Annotated in this window: 17 protein-coding genes and 1 riboswitch; of the genes, 10 read left to right on the top strand and 7 right to left on the bottom strand. The window is 71.2% G+C overall.

Annotated elements, in window-relative coordinates:
• The first annotated feature begins 53 nt into the window (after positions 1-53).
• Positions 54-497 (top strand): ATP-binding protein, encoded by a 444-nt coding sequence (locus tag AQJ67_RS32165; RefSeq protein WP_062722869.1) that lies wholly within the window; start codon positions 54-56, stop codon positions 495-497.
• A 57-nt stretch (positions 498-554) separates the two neighbouring features.
• On the opposite strand, the gene AQJ67_RS32160 is transcribed toward AQJ67_RS32165, so the two are convergent.
• Positions 555-1,475 (bottom strand): LysR family transcriptional regulator, encoded by a 921-nt coding sequence (locus AQJ67_RS32160; RefSeq protein ID WP_062722868.1) that lies wholly within the window; start codon positions 1,473-1,475, stop codon positions 555-557.
• Positions 1,476-1,563: 88 nt separating this feature from the next.
• On the opposite strand from AQJ67_RS32160, the gene AQJ67_RS32155 reads away from it, so the two are divergent.
• Positions 1,564-2,178 carry a LysE family translocator gene (locus tag AQJ67_RS32155; protein WP_062722867.1) on the top strand — a complete coding sequence of 205 codons (615 nt, stop codon included), beginning with the start codon at positions 1,564-1,566 and terminating at the stop codon, positions 2,176-2,178.
• A 54-nt stretch (positions 2,179-2,232) separates the two neighbouring features.
• On the opposite strand, the gene AQJ67_RS32150 is transcribed toward AQJ67_RS32155, so the two are convergent.
• From AQJ67_RS32150 to AQJ67_RS32140, 3 genes are all read right to left on the bottom strand, one after another.
• Entirely contained in the window at positions 2,233-2,706 is a 474-nt protein-coding gene (locus AQJ67_RS32150) for a C40 family peptidase (RefSeq protein ID WP_062722866.1), read from the bottom strand.
• 3 nt (positions 2,707-2,709) lie between these two features.
• Positions 2,710-2,904, bottom strand: a riboswitch (cyclic di-AMP (ydaO/yuaA leader).
• A gap of 357 nt (positions 2,905-3,261) precedes the next feature.
• Positions 3,262-3,570 (bottom strand): hypothetical protein, encoded by a 309-nt coding sequence (locus AQJ67_RS32145; protein ID WP_062722865.1) that lies wholly within the window; start codon positions 3,568-3,570, stop codon positions 3,262-3,264.
• 7 nt (positions 3,571-3,577) lie between these two features.
• Positions 3,578-4,213: an ATP-dependent Clp protease proteolytic subunit gene (locus tag AQJ67_RS32140; protein ID WP_062722864.1), complete on the bottom strand. Its 636-nt coding sequence runs from the start codon at positions 4,211-4,213 to the stop codon at positions 3,578-3,580.
• Positions 4,214-4,281: 68 nt separating this feature from the next.
• Between AQJ67_RS32140 and AQJ67_RS32135 the strand changes: the two genes are divergently transcribed.
• Positions 4,282-4,569: a type II toxin-antitoxin system Phd/YefM family antitoxin gene (locus AQJ67_RS32135; RefSeq protein WP_062722863.1), complete on the top strand. Its 288-nt coding sequence runs from the start codon at positions 4,282-4,284 to the stop codon at positions 4,567-4,569.
• Positions 4,570-4,659: 90 nt separating this feature from the next.
• Here the strand turns inward: AQJ67_RS32135 and AQJ67_RS32130 are convergent, their stop codons facing one another.
• Complete coding sequence (locus tag AQJ67_RS32130; protein WP_062722862.1) at positions 4,660-5,682, bottom strand: ABC transporter permease; 1,023 nt, start codon at positions 5,680-5,682, stop codon at positions 4,660-4,662.
• A 127-nt stretch (positions 5,683-5,809) separates the two neighbouring features.
• Here AQJ67_RS32130 and AQJ67_RS32125 point away from each other — a divergent pair, with 127 nt between their 5' ends.
• The 7 genes from AQJ67_RS32125 (at position 5,810) to AQJ67_RS32095 (ending at position 11,216) form a co-directional block, all read left to right on the top strand.
• The gene (locus AQJ67_RS32125) at positions 5,810-6,448 is read left to right on the top strand and encodes a TetR/AcrR family transcriptional regulator (protein ID WP_062722861.1); all 639 of its coding nucleotides are present in this window, start codon (positions 5,810-5,812) and stop codon (positions 6,446-6,448) included.
• 113 nt (positions 6,449-6,561) lie between these two features.
• A complete protein-coding gene (locus tag AQJ67_RS32120; RefSeq protein WP_028808600.1) occupies positions 6,562-6,864 on the top strand; it encodes an urease subunit gamma in 303 nt (100 codons plus the stop codon).
• Between the two features lie 11 nt (positions 6,865-6,875).
• Entirely contained in the window at positions 6,876-7,187 is a 312-nt protein-coding gene (locus AQJ67_RS32115; protein WP_062722860.1) for an urease subunit beta, read from the top strand.
• Positions 7,180-8,901, top strand: a complete 1,722-nt coding sequence (locus AQJ67_RS32110; protein ID WP_062722859.1) for an urease subunit alpha — start codon at positions 7,180-7,182, stop codon at positions 8,899-8,901. Before AQJ67_RS32115 ends, AQJ67_RS32110 begins: the two co-directional genes overlap by 8 nt.
• A gap of 34 nt (positions 8,902-8,935) precedes the next feature.
• A complete protein-coding gene (locus AQJ67_RS32105) occupies positions 8,936-9,610 on the top strand; it encodes an urease accessory protein UreF (protein ID WP_062722858.1) in 675 nt (224 codons plus the stop codon).
• 155 nt (positions 9,611-9,765) lie between these two features.
• On the top strand, positions 9,766-10,449 hold the full coding sequence (ureG, locus tag AQJ67_RS32100) for an urease accessory protein UreG (protein ID WP_062722857.1): 684 nt from the start codon (positions 9,766-9,768) through the stop codon (positions 10,447-10,449).
• Positions 10,437-11,216, top strand: coding sequence for an urease accessory protein UreD (locus AQJ67_RS32095; protein ID WP_062722856.1), 780 nt, complete (start codon positions 10,437-10,439; stop codon positions 11,214-11,216). The genes ureG and AQJ67_RS32095 overlap by 13 nt, the downstream gene beginning before the upstream one ends.
• Here the strand turns inward: AQJ67_RS32095 and AQJ67_RS32090 are convergent.
• Positions 11,209-11,934 carry a lysophospholipid acyltransferase family protein gene (locus tag AQJ67_RS32090; protein ID WP_062722855.1) on the bottom strand — a complete coding sequence of 242 codons (726 nt, stop codon included), beginning with the start codon at positions 11,932-11,934 and terminating at the stop codon, positions 11,209-11,211. The two genes, AQJ67_RS32095 and AQJ67_RS32090, sit on opposite strands and share 8 nt — an antisense overlap.
• A gap of 342 nt (positions 11,935-12,276) precedes the next feature.
• Entirely contained in the window at positions 12,277-13,509 is a 1,233-nt protein-coding gene (locus AQJ67_RS32085; RefSeq protein ID WP_062722854.1) for a PP2C family protein-serine/threonine phosphatase, read from the bottom strand.
• Between the last annotated feature and the right edge of the window lie 83 nt (positions 13,510-13,592).

Raw genomic sequence — 13,592 nt, 5'->3', positions numbered from 1 at the left:
AACCCTCCGCTCCATGTCGGACTGCGGTCCCGTGGGAAAGGGACGACGTCGCCATGGCAGATCATCTGGAAGCATCCGTCACTCTGCCGAGCGATCCCGCCTCGGTCTCCGCGGCCCGGGCCTACGTGGTCACCACTCTCGCCGAGTGGGGACTGCCACCGGACACGGAGGTGGCCGACACCATCCGTCTGATCGTCTCCGAACTCACCACCAACGCCGTACAGCACACCCTCGGCCAGTCACCCACCTTCACGGTGGACCTCGCGCTCGACTGTGACGAACACCTGCGCATCGGCGTCACCGACAGCCATCCACGCTTCCCCAAGCGGCTGCCGGCCGCCGTCCAGCAGGACAACGGCCGCGGCATGGTCATCATCCGCTGGCTGACCGCGGAGTGCGGCGGCAAGCTCAGAGTGCGACCGACGCGGGAGGGTGGGAAGACGGTATCCATCGAACTGCCGTGGGCCGTGCCGGTGCCTGCGGCGCCTGAGCCGTGAGGGGGTGGGTGTTGTCTGCTGGTCCGTTGTGGCTGGTCGCGCAGTTCCCCGCGCCCCTTAGGGTGGGGACTGTCGGGCTCGGTTGAAAGTGCCCCGCAACACCGCTCGGAAGGCGTCCGCGGCGGGTGCCGCCTCATCGTCGCGATAGGCGACCGAGATCGTACGGCGCAGCTGCCCGCCCTGAAGCGCCCGCACCCCCACCGGAGTGACCGACGTGCGCGCCACCATCTCCGGTACCACCGCCACCCCGAGCCCCGCGCTGGCCAGGGCGCACACCAGTAGGTACCCCGGCGTCGGGACCAGCACGGACGGTGTGGCCCCGGCTCTGGTCAGGGCCGCCTCCACACCTCGCCGGGCGGGGGCGTCCGGCGCCATGCTGATCAGTGGCTGGCCGGCGAGGTCGGCCAGCGGTAGCCGTGCGGCGCCGCTGGTGAGGACGTGGCCCGGAGCAGACACCAGCACGAGTTCCTCGACGAGGATCGGCTCGACGCCGACCGAGGCGGGCAGCGGGATCGGCTCGCCCGGCTCGTAGGCGTGGGTCAGCGCCAGGTCGATCTCGCCGGCCGCCACCGCGGTCACCCCCGCCGAGGGCTCGTAGTCGGCGACCGTCAGCTCCACGTCCGGATGGGCCCGGCGAAAGGCGCTGAGAGCCGGTGGCAGCAGATGGATGCCCGCGGTCTGGAAGGTGCCGAGCCGGAGCGTGCCGCCGGTCAGGCCGGTCAGCCGGGCCAGTTCGTGCCGCGCCCGCTCCAGCTCGTCGAGCACCCGCCGCGCCCGGACCACCAGCAGCTCGCCCGCACCCGTCAGCCGGGCCCCGCGGTGATGCCGTACCAGAAGGGCGGTGCCCGCCTCGCGCTCCAGCTTGGCCAGCTGCTGCGACAGCGCGGGCGTGGTGTAGCCGAGCCGCTCGGCGGCCCGGGTGATCGAACCCGCCTCGGCGACCGCCACCAGGGCGGCGAGACGGGTCGGGTCGTACATGACAGCCCCCGGGGTTAAGTGATGCTTTAGGACCTCCCAGGATATTTGAAATACCTGCTGAAGGCTTCCACGCGGCAGGCTGGCAGGCATGGACGCTCAGCTCATCGCCTTCACCGGGGTCTCCGCCGGCCTGGTCGCCATGCCCGGGGCCGACTTCACCGTCGTCGTACGCAACGCCCTCGTCTCCCATCGGGCCGGCATCGCCTGCGCGCTCGGGATCGGGGCCGGACTGCTGGTGCATGTGACGCTCGCGGTGGTGGGGGTCGCCGCGGTGCTGGCCGCCATGCCGGCGCTGTTCCGCGCGCTCCAAGTGGTCGGCGGCGTCTATGTGCTGTATCTCGGCGTCCAGACGCTGCGGCAACGGCGCGTCGACGTCATGGAGGAGCGCGAGGACTCCACCGGGCGACCCCTGCGGCAGGGCTTCGTGACCAACGCCCTGAACCCGAAGGCGTCCCTGACCTTCCTCAGCGTGCTGCCCCAGTTCGTGCCCGCGGGCGCTCCGGCGCTGCCCCGGACCCTGCTGCTCGCGCTGATCGTGCTCGCGATGGCCCTGGTGTGGTTCCAGGTGGTCGCCCTGCTCGTGGACCGGCTCGGCAGATGGCTGCGCCGCCCGCGGGCCGCCCGGGCCGTCACGACCGTCACCGGCGCCGCGCTGACGGCCTTCGGCGGGGCACTGCTCGCCGGGCCGTTGCTGGCCCTCTGAGGGCCCCGAGGGCGGTGACGGCGTATCAGGTCGCCGTCACCGCCCCCGGGTGGGTCACTTGACCCGGCCGTACCAGACGCTCCTGGTCCAGATCTTCTGCAGCTTCACCACGTCCCCGCTCTTCGGGGAGTGCCAGATCTTTCCCTTCCCGGCGTAGATGCCGACGTGGTAGACGTACGACCCCGAATGGAAGAACACCAGGTCTCCGGCCTTGCGGTTCTGGGCGGAGATGTGACGGGTCTTGTTGTACTGCTGGGCCGCCGTACGGGGCAGCTTCTTGCCCGCCTTCTTGAACGAGTACAGCGTCAGCCCGGAGCAGTCGAACCGGCTCGGCCCGGTGGCGCCCCACTTGTACGGGGAGCCCTTCTTGGAGGCCGCGACCTGGAGTGCCTTCGTCGCCGGCGTGGCCGCTTCGGCCTCGGGGGCGAAGCCCGGTGCCACTATCGAGCCGCCCACGGCGGCGATGGTGAGAGCCGAGGCCGTTCCGGCCCGGGCCATGAGCGACGGGACACGATTGAGCGCAGTCATGCGCAACCCTTCGTCAGCCGCCTGTGAAGGATGACCTGTCGGATTCGGGCTGGCGAAGTTGCCCGGCCGCGTTGCTGCGGCTTCACCCCAAGGGCTGCTCGGATCGAACGAACGTCCGCTCCGGCAACCCGTCTTGCTCGGGTCCTCCACTCCTGCCGATCCACTCCTGTCGACCGGTCATCCGGGCGGCGGCAGGACTCGGCGTCCGCCCGGACCGCCCCGCCGCTGTGGCGGGGGCTTGTCGTCAGACAGGGATCTTGACGCACGGTTGAACGAAAATCCCAACGGAACCGGGGATTTGTGGCGTTACTCACCACTCACCCGTTCGGGTGGACACCCCTGTGTTCGAAGCGGTGTCCAGGTGCCCAACGAGCCCCGGACCAGGGACGGAACACATGATTCCGCCTCGCGGTCATGCCCGTTGTGCAACCTTGACGGGCGCGCAAATGGATGCGTGGCTACGCCGAAAGGCGGTACGTCGTTTGGTGCGTTTCAGCTCCGTTCCGGACGCCTCGTCAGTGGGCCGAGTCGTCCGGAACCGGTCTGTACACCTCGTCAACTGTCGGAGCGCGGCGGCACCGTGACACGAGCCGTGCGGCGCTCTCCGTCCAGCACGCGCAACGCACGCGCCAGCGTGAGAGCGTGCAGCTCCGTCTCGCCCCGCTGATGCATCAGCGCCAGCGCGTCCCGGAGCTCGGTCGCCCTGCTCACGAGCGCCTGGGCGGCGCGCAGTCCGCTGTAGGTGTCGCCGTGCCGGCCCGGGTTGATCCGGCCGAGCAGGTCCACGACGTCGAGGTAACGGTCGATCAACTCGCCCTCCGCGCGGGTCAGCGCGGGCAGCGGCGGCAGCTCGGGTGGAAGCACCGGCCGATCACCGCCCCGTGGGCGGCGCGAGGGTGGTCTTGCGGCTGGGGATGATCGCGTCCACCAGCCCGTACTCCAGCGCCTCCCGCGCGTTCAGGAGCTTGTCCCGCTCGATGTCCTCGCTCACCTGCTCGCGGCCGCGTCCGGTGTGCAGGGCGAGCATGTCCTCAAGGCGGGTCCGAATGCGCGTCAGTTCGTCGGCCTGGATGGCCAGATCGCTGGCCTGGCCCTCGACCGGCTCGGGCAGCCCCGGCTGACGGATCGCCACCCGGGCGCCCGGCAGGGCGAACCGCTTGCCCGGTGTGCCGGCGGACAACAGCACCGCGGCGGCCGAGCCGGCCTGGCCCAGGCAGATCGTCTCCACGTCACAGGTGACGTACCGCATGGTGTCGTAGATCGCCGTCATGGCGCTGAAGGATCCGCCCGGCGAATTGATGTACAGCGAGATGCCCCGGTCGGGGTCCCTGTGCTCCAGGTACATGAACTGTGCCATCACGTCGTTCGCCGAGATGTCGTCGATCTGCGTGCCGAGGAAGACGATCCGCTCCTCCAGCAGCTTCGAGTAGGGGTCCTGCGTCCTGGTGCCGTTACTCGTGCGCTCCGTGAACTCGGGCAGTACATGGCGGGCGGTCGGTCGGGTCATGGCTCACGCTCCCTTGGCGAGGTGCCTGTAAAAAATGTACAGGACGTACATGACGTAATGTGGGGAGCATGTCCTACGAGATTCCGGTGACGCAAGCCAGGGCTGAGCTCGCCGATCTGATCAATCGCGTGGTGTACGGCGGTGAACGCGTCGTCGTGACGCGGCACGGAAAGCCCCTCGTCGCCCTTGTCTCCGCCGCTGACCTGGAGCGACTGGAGAAGCTCGGGGAGCCGGCGGAACTCGCCGAGGAGCAGGTGATCAGCGCGGTCTCCGGCGTCCGCGAGGTCGCTTCCGCTCCCCGCGAACGGCATCGCTTCGGTATCGCCGCCGAGCACCGGGGGGCGACCCCCTCGTAGCGCCCGCGGTTCGGGCCTCCGTGAAGCAGAGAACCGTGCACCCCCGTCCGCTACAGCGGGGGTGCACGGTCGCTTCGGTGTGCCGGTGGGTCAGCCGACGGTGGACGGCTCCCGCTCGGGCGCGGGCGCGGTGTGCGTCGTATGCGCCTTCCTGAGGGCGCTGCCCAGCAGTACGGCGCCCAGGCCGAGCGCGGCCCACCAGAGCAGCGTCAGGGCCGGACCGGTCGCCGCCGCGCCGTCGAAGAAGGACACCGAGCGCAGCAGGGTCGTGCCCACGCCGGGCGGCAGCCACTGGCCGACCACGCCGACCGGCTGGGGCAGCATCTGCGGCGCCGAGGCGGCTCCGGAGAAGGGGTTGCCGACCAGCATCACGACCGCGGCCATGATCCCGACCCCGGCGGGCCCGACGAGGGCGGCCAGACCGGCGACGGCGGCGCTCACGGCCAGCGTCGTCAGGGCGAACACCCCGGCCTCCGCCCACCAGTCGCCGGCGAGCACGCCCAGCCAGCTGTGCGCGAGCGCGGTCGCGATCACGCCGATCAGGGCGGCGGCACCGACCAGCGCGCTCGCGGCGCGGATGCCCCGCAGCCCGAGCAGGGTCACCGCCGCGCCGGCCGCCATGCCGGCCAGGGCCAGCGGCAGGACGCTCGCGGTGAGGGCGGCACCGCGCGGGTCCGACGCGGCCGCGGGCACGACGTCGACCGTCCTGACCTCCGTGCCCTGGGTGGCGGCCTGCTGCGCCACCGCCTGCTGGAGCAGCTGGGCGACGGCCGGGCTCGCGGCCGACGCGGTCAGCAGCTTCGGGCCCTGCGGGGTGACGACGACCGCGCCGTAGACGGTCCGGTCCTCGACGGCCTCCCGGGCGGCGGCCTCGTCGGCGTAGCGGTGGATCTCGAACGCGCCCTCGTGTCGGGTGAGTTGCCGCTCCACCTGGGCCGTGGCGGCGGTCGGCCCGGCCACGGCGAGAGGCAGGTCGCGGGGAGCGGTGCGGGCGGCGGGCCAGGCGAAGGCCCACAGGGCGAGCGCGGCGAGGACGGGGACGAGGACGACGACCGCGACCAGGTGCCGATGAGAGGCGGCAGGCCTGGGCGGCGTAGCGGAAAGGGTGGACATGGGGTCTCCCGGGTCCGATCTGAAAACGGGTCCGATTAAAAAGAAGGATCGTTCGTTTTTCCGAGTTCCACCGTGCTCCCGGCGGTCCTCGCTTGTCAAGAAGGAATGTTCGTTTTACGTTTTGGGCATGGCACGCGTATCCCAGGAGCACCTCGACGCCCGCCGCCGCCAGATCCTCGACGGCGCCGCCCGGCTCTTCGCCCGCAACGGCTTCCACGCCACGTCCATGCAGGACGTGCTCAAGGAGGTCGACCTCTCGGCCGGAGCGGTCTACCGCTACTTCACCGGCAAGGACGAGCTGATCGCCGCGATCGTCAAAGAGGTGCTCGGCGAGATCCGCGCCGCCTTCGCCGACGTCACCCGGCAGAGCCCCCCGCCACCGCCGGACATCCTGGTCGGCCTGGTCCTGGGGCGGACCCTGCGCGTCTGGCCGTCCCTGAACGGCGACGGTGAACCGCTGTTCCCGCGCCTGATGCTCCAGGTCTGGGCGGAGACCGTGCGCAGCGACGAGCTGGCGGCCGTTCTGGCGGACGTCTACACCGAACTGCGCGAGAGATGGGTACTGGCCGTCGAGGCGTACCAGGAGGCCGGGATGATGCGGTCGGACGCCTCGGCGGACCATGCGGCACGCACCATGATCGCTGCGGTGCAGGGGTTCATCGCCCAGCAGGCCCTGTTCGGGGCGGCGCCGGTGGAGGTCCTCCAGGACGGACTGCGGGCCCTGATGAGCATGCCGGACACGCCTGAGAGGTCACAGCTGGGTTAACGTGCCCGAAACGCGGTCCAACTAGCCTGCCCATCCACGCCACCAGGCAGTTTGCCCCGTGGCCGCGGCAACCGGACCCCGCACGGTCCGGAGCGAGGACTGTGAGGTGGGACGTGCAACTGACCCCGCACGAGCAAGAGAGGCTGCTCATCCACGTGGCGGCCGACGTGGCCGAGAAGCGCCGCGCACGTGGGCTGAGGCTGAACCACCCCGAGGCGGTCGCCCTCATCACGTCGCACATCCTTGAGGGCGCCCGGGACGGCCGTACGGTCGCCGAGCTCATGTCCTCCGGACGCAAGCTGCTCACCAGGGACGACGTCATGGAGGGCATCCCCGAGATGATCCACGACGTCCAGGTCGAGGCGACGTTCCCGGACGGCACCAAGCTCGTCACCGTCCACGACCCGATCGTCTGAAGGAGGCCTCGATGATCCCCGGAGAGATCCTCTTCGCCGACGGCCCGATTGCCTACAACGAGGGCCGTGACGTCACCCGGCTGACCGTCCTCAACGCCGCCGACCGGCCCGTCCAGGTCGGCTCCCACTACCACTTCGCCGAGGCCAACCCCGGCCTGGAGTTCGACCGCGCGGCGGCCCGCGGCAAGCGGCTCAACGTCGCCGCCGGCACCGCCGTGCGCTTCGAGCCCGGGATCCCCGTCGACGTCGAACTCGTCCCGCTGACCGGCGCCCGTGTGGTGCCGGGACTGCGCGGCGAGACCGGAGGTGCCCTCGATGCCTGAGATCTCCCGCGCCGCGTACGCCGACCTGTTCGGGCCGACGACCGGTGACCGCATCCGGCTCGCCGACACCGATCTGCTGGTCGAGATCGAGGAGGACCGCAGCGGCGGTCCCGGACTCGCCGGCGACGAGGCCGTGTTCGGCGGCGGCAAGGTCATCCGCGAGTCCATGGGCCAGTCCCGGGCCACGCGCGCCGACGGCACCCCCGACACGGTGATCACCGGCGTCGTGATCATCGACCACTGGGGCATCGTCAAGGCCGACGTCGGCATCCGCGACGGCCGGATCACCGGCATCGGCAAGGCCGGCAACCCCGACACCATGGACGGGGTCCACCCCGACCTCGTCATCGGCCCGGAGACCGAGATCATCGCCGGCAACGGGCGGATCCTGACGGCCGGCGCCATAGACGCGCACGTCCACTTCATCTGCCCGCAGATCGCCGACGAGGCGCTGTCCTCCGGCATCACCACCCTCGTCGGCGGCGGCACCGGACCGGCCGAGGGCTCCAAGGCGACCACCGTCACGCCCGGCCCGTGGCACCTGGCCCGGATGCTGGAGGCGATGGAGCAGTACCCGCTCAACATCGGCTTCCTCGGCAAGGGCAACACCGTCTCCCACGAGGCGATGCTGTCCCAGATCCGCGGCGGTGCGCTCGGCCTCAAGCTGCACGAGGACTGGGGCTCCACCCCGGCCGTCATCGACGCCTCGCTGACCGTCGCCGACCGGACCGGCATCCAGGTCGCCATCCACACGGACACCCTGAACGAGGCGGGCTTCGTCGGCGACACGCTGGCGGCCATCGCCGGACGCGGCATCCACGCGTACCACACCGAGGGCGCGGGCGGCGGGCACGCGCCCGACATCATGACCGTCGTCTCCGAGTCGCACGTGCTGCCCAGCTCGACGAACCCGACCCGGCCGTTCACCGTCAACACCGCCGAGGAACACCTCGACATGCTGATGGTGTGCCACCACCTCAACTCGGCGGTGCCCGAGGACCTCGCCTTCGCCGAGTCGCGGATCCGGCCGTCGACGATCGGCGCGGAGGACGTCCTGCACGACCTGGGCGCGATCTCGATCATCTCGTCCGACGCGCAGGCCATGGGCCGGGTGGGCGAGGTCGTCATGCGGACCTGGCAGACCGCGCACGTGATGAAGCGGCGACGCGGTGCGCTGCCCGGGGACGGGCGGGCCGACAACCAGCGGGTGCGGCGGTACGTGGCCAAGTACACGATCAACCCCGCGCTCGCGCAGGGCCTGGCCCGCGAGATCGGCTCCGTGGAGACCGGCAAGCTCGCCGACCTCGTGCTGTGGGAGCCGGCGTTCTTCGGCGTGAAGCCGCAGCTCGTCATCAAGGGCGGACAGATCGCGTACGCGCAGATGGGCGACGCCAACGCCTCGATCCCGACGCCGCAGCCGGTCCTGCCTCGGCCGATGTACGGGGCGATCGGGCGGGCGCCCGCCGCCAACTCGTTCAACTTCGTGGCGCCGCTCGCCATCGAGGACGGGCTTCCTGAGCGGCTGCAGCTCGGGAAGCGGTTCGTGGCCATCGAGTCGACGCGTGGGGTCACCAAGGCCGACATGCGGCAGAACGACGCGCGGCCCGAGGTGCGGGTCGACCCCGACAGCTTCGCTGTGCACGTCGACGGGGAGCTGGTGGAGGCCGCGCCTGCCGCCGAACTGCCCATGGCGCAGCGGTACTTCCTGTTCTGAGGGGCGTTGAGATGAGTTCGGTGGCTGGGTTCTGATGTCGCGGGCAGCACTTCTGGTCCTCGCCGACGGCCGCTTTCCCGCCGGGGGGCACGCGCACTCCGGCGGGGCGGAGGAGGCCGTCAAGGCGGGGCGGATCACCGGTGCCGCGAGCCTGGAGGAGTTCTGCCGGGGGCGGTTGCACACGGCTGGGCTGGTCGCGGCCTCGCTGGCCGCGGCGGCCGCGGTCGGGGTGGACGCGGTGGCGCTGGACGCGGCGGCCGATGCCCGGACGGCGTCGCCCGCGTTGCGGGTGGCCGCGCGGAAGCTGGGGCGGCAGTTGATGCGGGCCGCTCGGGCGACGTGGCCGTCCGGGGAGCTGGACGAGCTGGCGCGGCGGTTTCCGAAGGGGGCCCATCAGCCGGTGGTGTTGGGGGTCGCTGCCCGGGCGGCGGGGTTGGGGGCTGTCGAGGCTGCCTACTGCGCGGCTTACGAGAGTGTGAGTGGGCCGGCGAGTGCGACGGTGCGGTTGCTGAGTCTTGATCCGTTCGATGCCACGGGGGTGTTGGCGCGGTTGGCGCCGACGGTGGACCTTGTGGTGGATCGGGCGGTTGAGGCGGGGCGGCGGGTTGTCGGGGGTGGGGTGGAGGAGTTGCCTGCGGGGGCCGCTCCGCTGTTGGAGATCGGGGCGGAGGTGCATGCGGCTTGGGCGGTACGGCTGTTCGCGTCCTAGGGGTGTTTCGCCCCCGCCGCCCCTACCCGTCCCATCCCTGAAGGGGCTCCGCCCCTTCGACCCCGCCAAGGGGCTTCGCCCCCTGGACCCCCATCGGCCTTCGGCCTCGTCCTCAAACGCCGGACGGGCTGAAAGAAGCAACTGGAGGCGCTTCTATGCATCTTGACCACGCTCACACCCACAACGGCCCCTCCGCCGTCAGCGCCGACGCGCATCGGCCCGACGGGAGCCGCCGGGCGCTGCGCATCGGCCTGGGTGGGCCCGTCGGGTCCGGTAAGACGGCTACCGTCGCCGCGTTGTGCCGGGCGCTGCGGGAGGAGTTGTCCCTGGCTGTCGTGACGAATGACATCTACACGCGGGAGGACGCCGAGTTCCTGCTGCGGGAGGCCGTGTTGCCGCCCGAGAGGATCACGGCTGTGGAGACGGGGGCCTGTCCGCACACCGCGATCAGGGACGACATCTCCGCGAACCTCGAGGCCGTCGAGGACCTGGAGGACGAGGTCGGTCCTCTCGATCTCATCCTGGTCGAGTCGGGCGGGGACAATCTCACCGCCACCTTTTCCAAGGGGCTGGTGGACGCGCAGATCTTCGTGATCGACGTGGCCGGTGGGGACGACATTCCCCGCAAGGGCGGGCCGGGGGTGACGACCGCGGATCTTCTCGTCGTGAACAAGACGGACCTCGCGCCGTACGTCGGTTCCGACCTGGCCCGGATGGCGGCCGACGCCAAGGCGCAGCGGGCCGAACTGCCGGTCGTCTTCCAGTCGCTCCGGAGCGAGCCCGGCGTGCGGGATGTCGCCGACTGGGTGCGGGCGCAGCTCACGGCATGGAGGGCATGACCGTGACCGCCGGGGTACGGGCCGTCGCGCGGATCGTCGCCCGGGACGACGGGCGGGGCGGCACCGCGCTGCCCGTGCTCGACAGCGACGGACCGCTCGCGCTCAGACGGACCAGGGCGAGCGGCGCCGAGGCCCGGGTCGTGGTCGTCGGCGCGATGAGCGGGCCCCTCGGCGGCGACCACTTCACCGTGGAGGCCGACGTGGAGCCCGGCGCCCGACTGCGCGTCGGGTCGGCGGCGGCCACGATCGCCCTGCCGGGCCAGAGCAAGGGAGAGGCGAGGTACGACGTACGGCTGTCGGTGGCCGACGGGGCCGAACTGCACTGGCTGCCCGAGCAGTTGATCTCCGCCCGGGGCAGTGACCTGTACGTCACGACACGCGTGGACGTCGGTGCGGGCGGGCGGCTCGTGCTGCGCGAGGAGCAGGTGCTCGGGCGGGTGGGCGAGGAGCCGGGGCGGCTCACCAGCCGCCTCAGCGTTCGGGTGGCCGATCGTGTCGTGCTCGATCAGGAGCTCGCCTGCGGTCCCGGCGCGCCGGGCGGCTGGGACGGGCCCGCGGGGCTCGGTGGGCATCGCGCCGTGGGGCAACTCCTCGTCGTGCGGCCCGAGTTCGACGAGACTCCGGTGACGGCCCGGGTGCTGGGCGAGCACGCCGCGGTGATGCCCCTCGCCGGGCCCGCCGCACTGGTGAGCGCGGTCGCACCGGACGCACTGCGGCTGCGCCGACTGCTCGACGAGGCGCTGGAGCTGCTCGACTCCGTCAACTGATCGGCAACCGCGGGAACTTGCGTTCCTTCTCCACTTTGGCCGCCGCCTCCTCGGCCTTGGCGACGGCCGCGTACTGGTCGACGTACTCCTGCTCGGACAGGGACAGGATGGCGTACATGATCTCGTCGGTGACGGCGCGCAGGATCGCCTTCTCGTTCTCCATGCCGGCGTAGCGGGAGAAGTCGAGGGGCTTGCCGAAGCGGATGGTGACCGGGTGGATGTTGGGGATGACCTTGCCCGGCGGCTGGGCCTCGAAGGTGCCGATCATGGCGCAGGGGATGACCGGGACCTGGGCCTTGAGGGCCATCACCGCGACGCCGACCTTGCCCTTGTAGAGGCGGCCGTCGTGCGAGCGGGTGCCCTCCGGGTAGATGCCGAGGAGCTCGTCCTTGCTCAGCACGCCGAGGCCCTCACGGATCGCGGCCTGGCCCGCCTCCTTGCCCGTGCGGTCGACGGGGATCTGGCCGGCGCTGCGGAAGAAGGCCGCGGTCAGGCGGCCCTTGATGCCGGGGCCGGTGAAGTACTCCTTCTTCGCGAGGAAGGTGATGCGCCGCTTGAGCATCGCCGGCATCAGGAAGTGGTCGGAGAACGACAGGTGGTTGCCGGCGACGATGGCGGCGCCCGTCGCCGGTACGTGCTCAAGGCCTTCTATTCGGGGCCGGAAGAACAGTCTCAGCAGAGGTCCCAACAACACGTATTTCAGTACGTAGTAGAACAAGGGGGTCGCTCCTCACTCCGGCGGGTTCAGCTCCAGCCGCCGCGTTCTGGCAGGTCAACCAGCGTGCCGTGGGGCTGCCAGTGTAGGCGCAGGCAGGACAGGCCGGAACCGGGTCGGGTCGGACTCGTGCCGCCCGTGGCGATTCCTGACTGGATGTCAGGAGGTCGGTGGGCGGGGCGGTTTGCGGGCGGGGAGGGGCCGCCGGACCAGCCTGGTGTCCGGGGTCGGTGCGCGGCAACCCGGTGGTGCGGTTTGGCGTGATCGTGATTGCCCGGTGGCAGGGCGGTCGCCCTTGCGGTGAGTCCTCGCGTCTGCTCGTTCGCCACAGCTCGTCACAGCCCGTCACAGCCGCACGATGATCAGGGCCGTGTCGTCCGTCGCCCCTCCCGGAGGCAGCAGCTCCAGCAGGACGGCGTCGGCGAGGGTCTCGGGATCGGACGCGCGATGGCGGACCAGGGAGTCGGCGAGACGGCTCAGTCCCGTGTCGATGTCCTCACGGCGGCGTTCGATCAGGCCGTCGGTGTAGAGGGCGAGCGTGGAGCCGTGGGTGTACGTGGTGACGGCCTGCGGTCTCGGGATCGGGTCGGGACGCGCGTCCAGCGGGGTGTCGGTGGCCTTGTCGAGGAACTCCACGCCGCCGTCGGAACGGACGAGGACGGGAGGTGGGTGGCCCGCGCTGCTGTAGGCGATCGTGCGGGTGTCGAAGTCGATGAACGTCGTGACCACGGTGGCCGACTCGGCGCCGTCGACCACATGGGCGTACCGCCCCAGCACGTCCAGCGCGTGCGCCGGGCCGTCGGCGACGCGGGAGGTGGCGCTGAGCGCGCTGCGCAGCTGGCCCATCACGCCGGCCGCTTCCAGGCCGTGCCCGACCACGTCGCCCACGGAGACGCCGATGCGGTTGCCGCCCACCAGGTCGATCAGGTCGTACCAGTCGCCGCACACGTTCAGCGCGCCGACCGCGGGCCGATAGCGCACGGCGGCCCGGTGGTTGTGCACCTGCCTGCGGGCGGGCAGCATCGCCTCCTGGAGGGCGAGGGCGACCTCGCGCTCCCGGGCGTGCGCCTGCCGCAGCCGGTCGTTGAGCACCTGGAGCTCGCGGGCACGGGTGTACAGCTCGGCCTCCAGCACCCGCGCCCGGCTGTCACCGCCCGCACCGCCCCGCAGGCGGATGAGCTCGGTGACCTCCTCGACCCGGTGCAGGACGAACGCCACCCGTCCGTCGGGGCCGAGGACCGGCGCGTTGATCGGGCTCCAGTAGCGCTCCTCCCAGTGGCCCGGGCGCTCGGGATCCTCCACGTCGTAGCGCTGGAGCGCCATCGTGTCGCGCTCGCCGGTGGCCACCACGCGCAGCATCGACGCCCGGACGTCGCGCATTCCGGTGGCGGCGGGGTCGTTGGGGTTGTCGGGAAAGACGTCGAAGATGTACCGGCCCACCAGCTCGGCGCGGCTGCGGCCGGACAGGCGCTGGAAGTCCTCGTTCGCGTCGACGTAGACCAGCTCCGGGGTCAGCAGCGCCACCATCCCGGGCAGGCTCTGGAACACCGCCTCGAAGTCGATCGCCTTCTCGTCCATGGCTCCCGCTCCCGCCTCACCACCGGGATCCGACCAGTTTCCCGCGCTGTACGACGTATGTACCGATCTACTACATCTGCTCC

Source organism: Streptomyces caeruleatus, from assembly GCF_001514235.1.
Taxonomy (GTDB): domain Bacteria; phylum Actinomycetota; class Actinomycetes; order Streptomycetales; family Streptomycetaceae; genus Streptomyces; species Streptomyces caeruleatus.
Note: the sequence above shows the minus strand (reverse complement) of the source record. Positions and strands in the feature narration are given on the sequence as shown.

Excerpts from the sequence above, each read along its gene's own strand:
- AQJ67_RS32165 (WP_062722869.1), top strand. The coding sequence starts at position 54 with ATGGCAGATCATCTGGAAGCATCCGTCACTCTGCCGAGCGATCCCGCC.
- AQJ67_RS32160 (WP_062722868.1), bottom strand. The coding sequence starts at position 1,475 with ATGTACGACCCGACCCGTCTCGCCGCCCTGGTGGCGGTCGCCGAGGCG.
- AQJ67_RS32155 (WP_062722867.1), top strand. The coding sequence starts at position 1,564 with ATGGACGCTCAGCTCATCGCCTTCACCGGGGTCTCCGCCGGCCTGGTC.
- AQJ67_RS32150 (WP_062722866.1), bottom strand. The coding sequence starts at position 2,706 with ATGACTGCGCTCAATCGTGTCCCGTCGCTCATGGCCCGGGCCGGAACG.
- AQJ67_RS32140 (WP_062722864.1), bottom strand. The coding sequence starts at position 4,213 with ATGACCCGACCGACCGCCCGCCATGTACTGCCCGAGTTCACGGAGCGC.
- AQJ67_RS32135 (WP_062722863.1), top strand. The coding sequence starts at position 4,282 with ATGTCCTACGAGATTCCGGTGACGCAAGCCAGGGCTGAGCTCGCCGAT.
- AQJ67_RS32130 (WP_062722862.1), bottom strand. The coding sequence starts at position 5,682 with ATGTCCACCCTTTCCGCTACGCCGCCCAGGCCTGCCGCCTCTCATCGG.
- AQJ67_RS32125 (WP_062722861.1), top strand. The coding sequence starts at position 5,810 with ATGGCACGCGTATCCCAGGAGCACCTCGACGCCCGCCGCCGCCAGATC.
- AQJ67_RS32115 (WP_062722860.1), top strand. The coding sequence starts at position 6,876 with ATGATCCCCGGAGAGATCCTCTTCGCCGACGGCCCGATTGCCTACAAC.
- AQJ67_RS32110 (WP_062722859.1), top strand. The coding sequence starts at position 7,180 with ATGCCTGAGATCTCCCGCGCCGCGTACGCCGACCTGTTCGGGCCGACG.
- AQJ67_RS32105 (WP_062722858.1), top strand. The coding sequence starts at position 8,936 with ATGTCGCGGGCAGCACTTCTGGTCCTCGCCGACGGCCGCTTTCCCGCC.
- ureG (WP_062722857.1), top strand. The coding sequence starts at position 9,766 with ATGCATCTTGACCACGCTCACACCCACAACGGCCCCTCCGCCGTCAGC.
- AQJ67_RS32095 (WP_062722856.1), top strand. The coding sequence starts at position 10,437 with ATGGAGGGCATGACCGTGACCGCCGGGGTACGGGCCGTCGCGCGGATC.
- AQJ67_RS32085 (WP_062722854.1), bottom strand. The coding sequence starts at position 13,509 with ATGGACGAGAAGGCGATCGACTTCGAGGCGGTGTTCCAGAGCCTGCCC.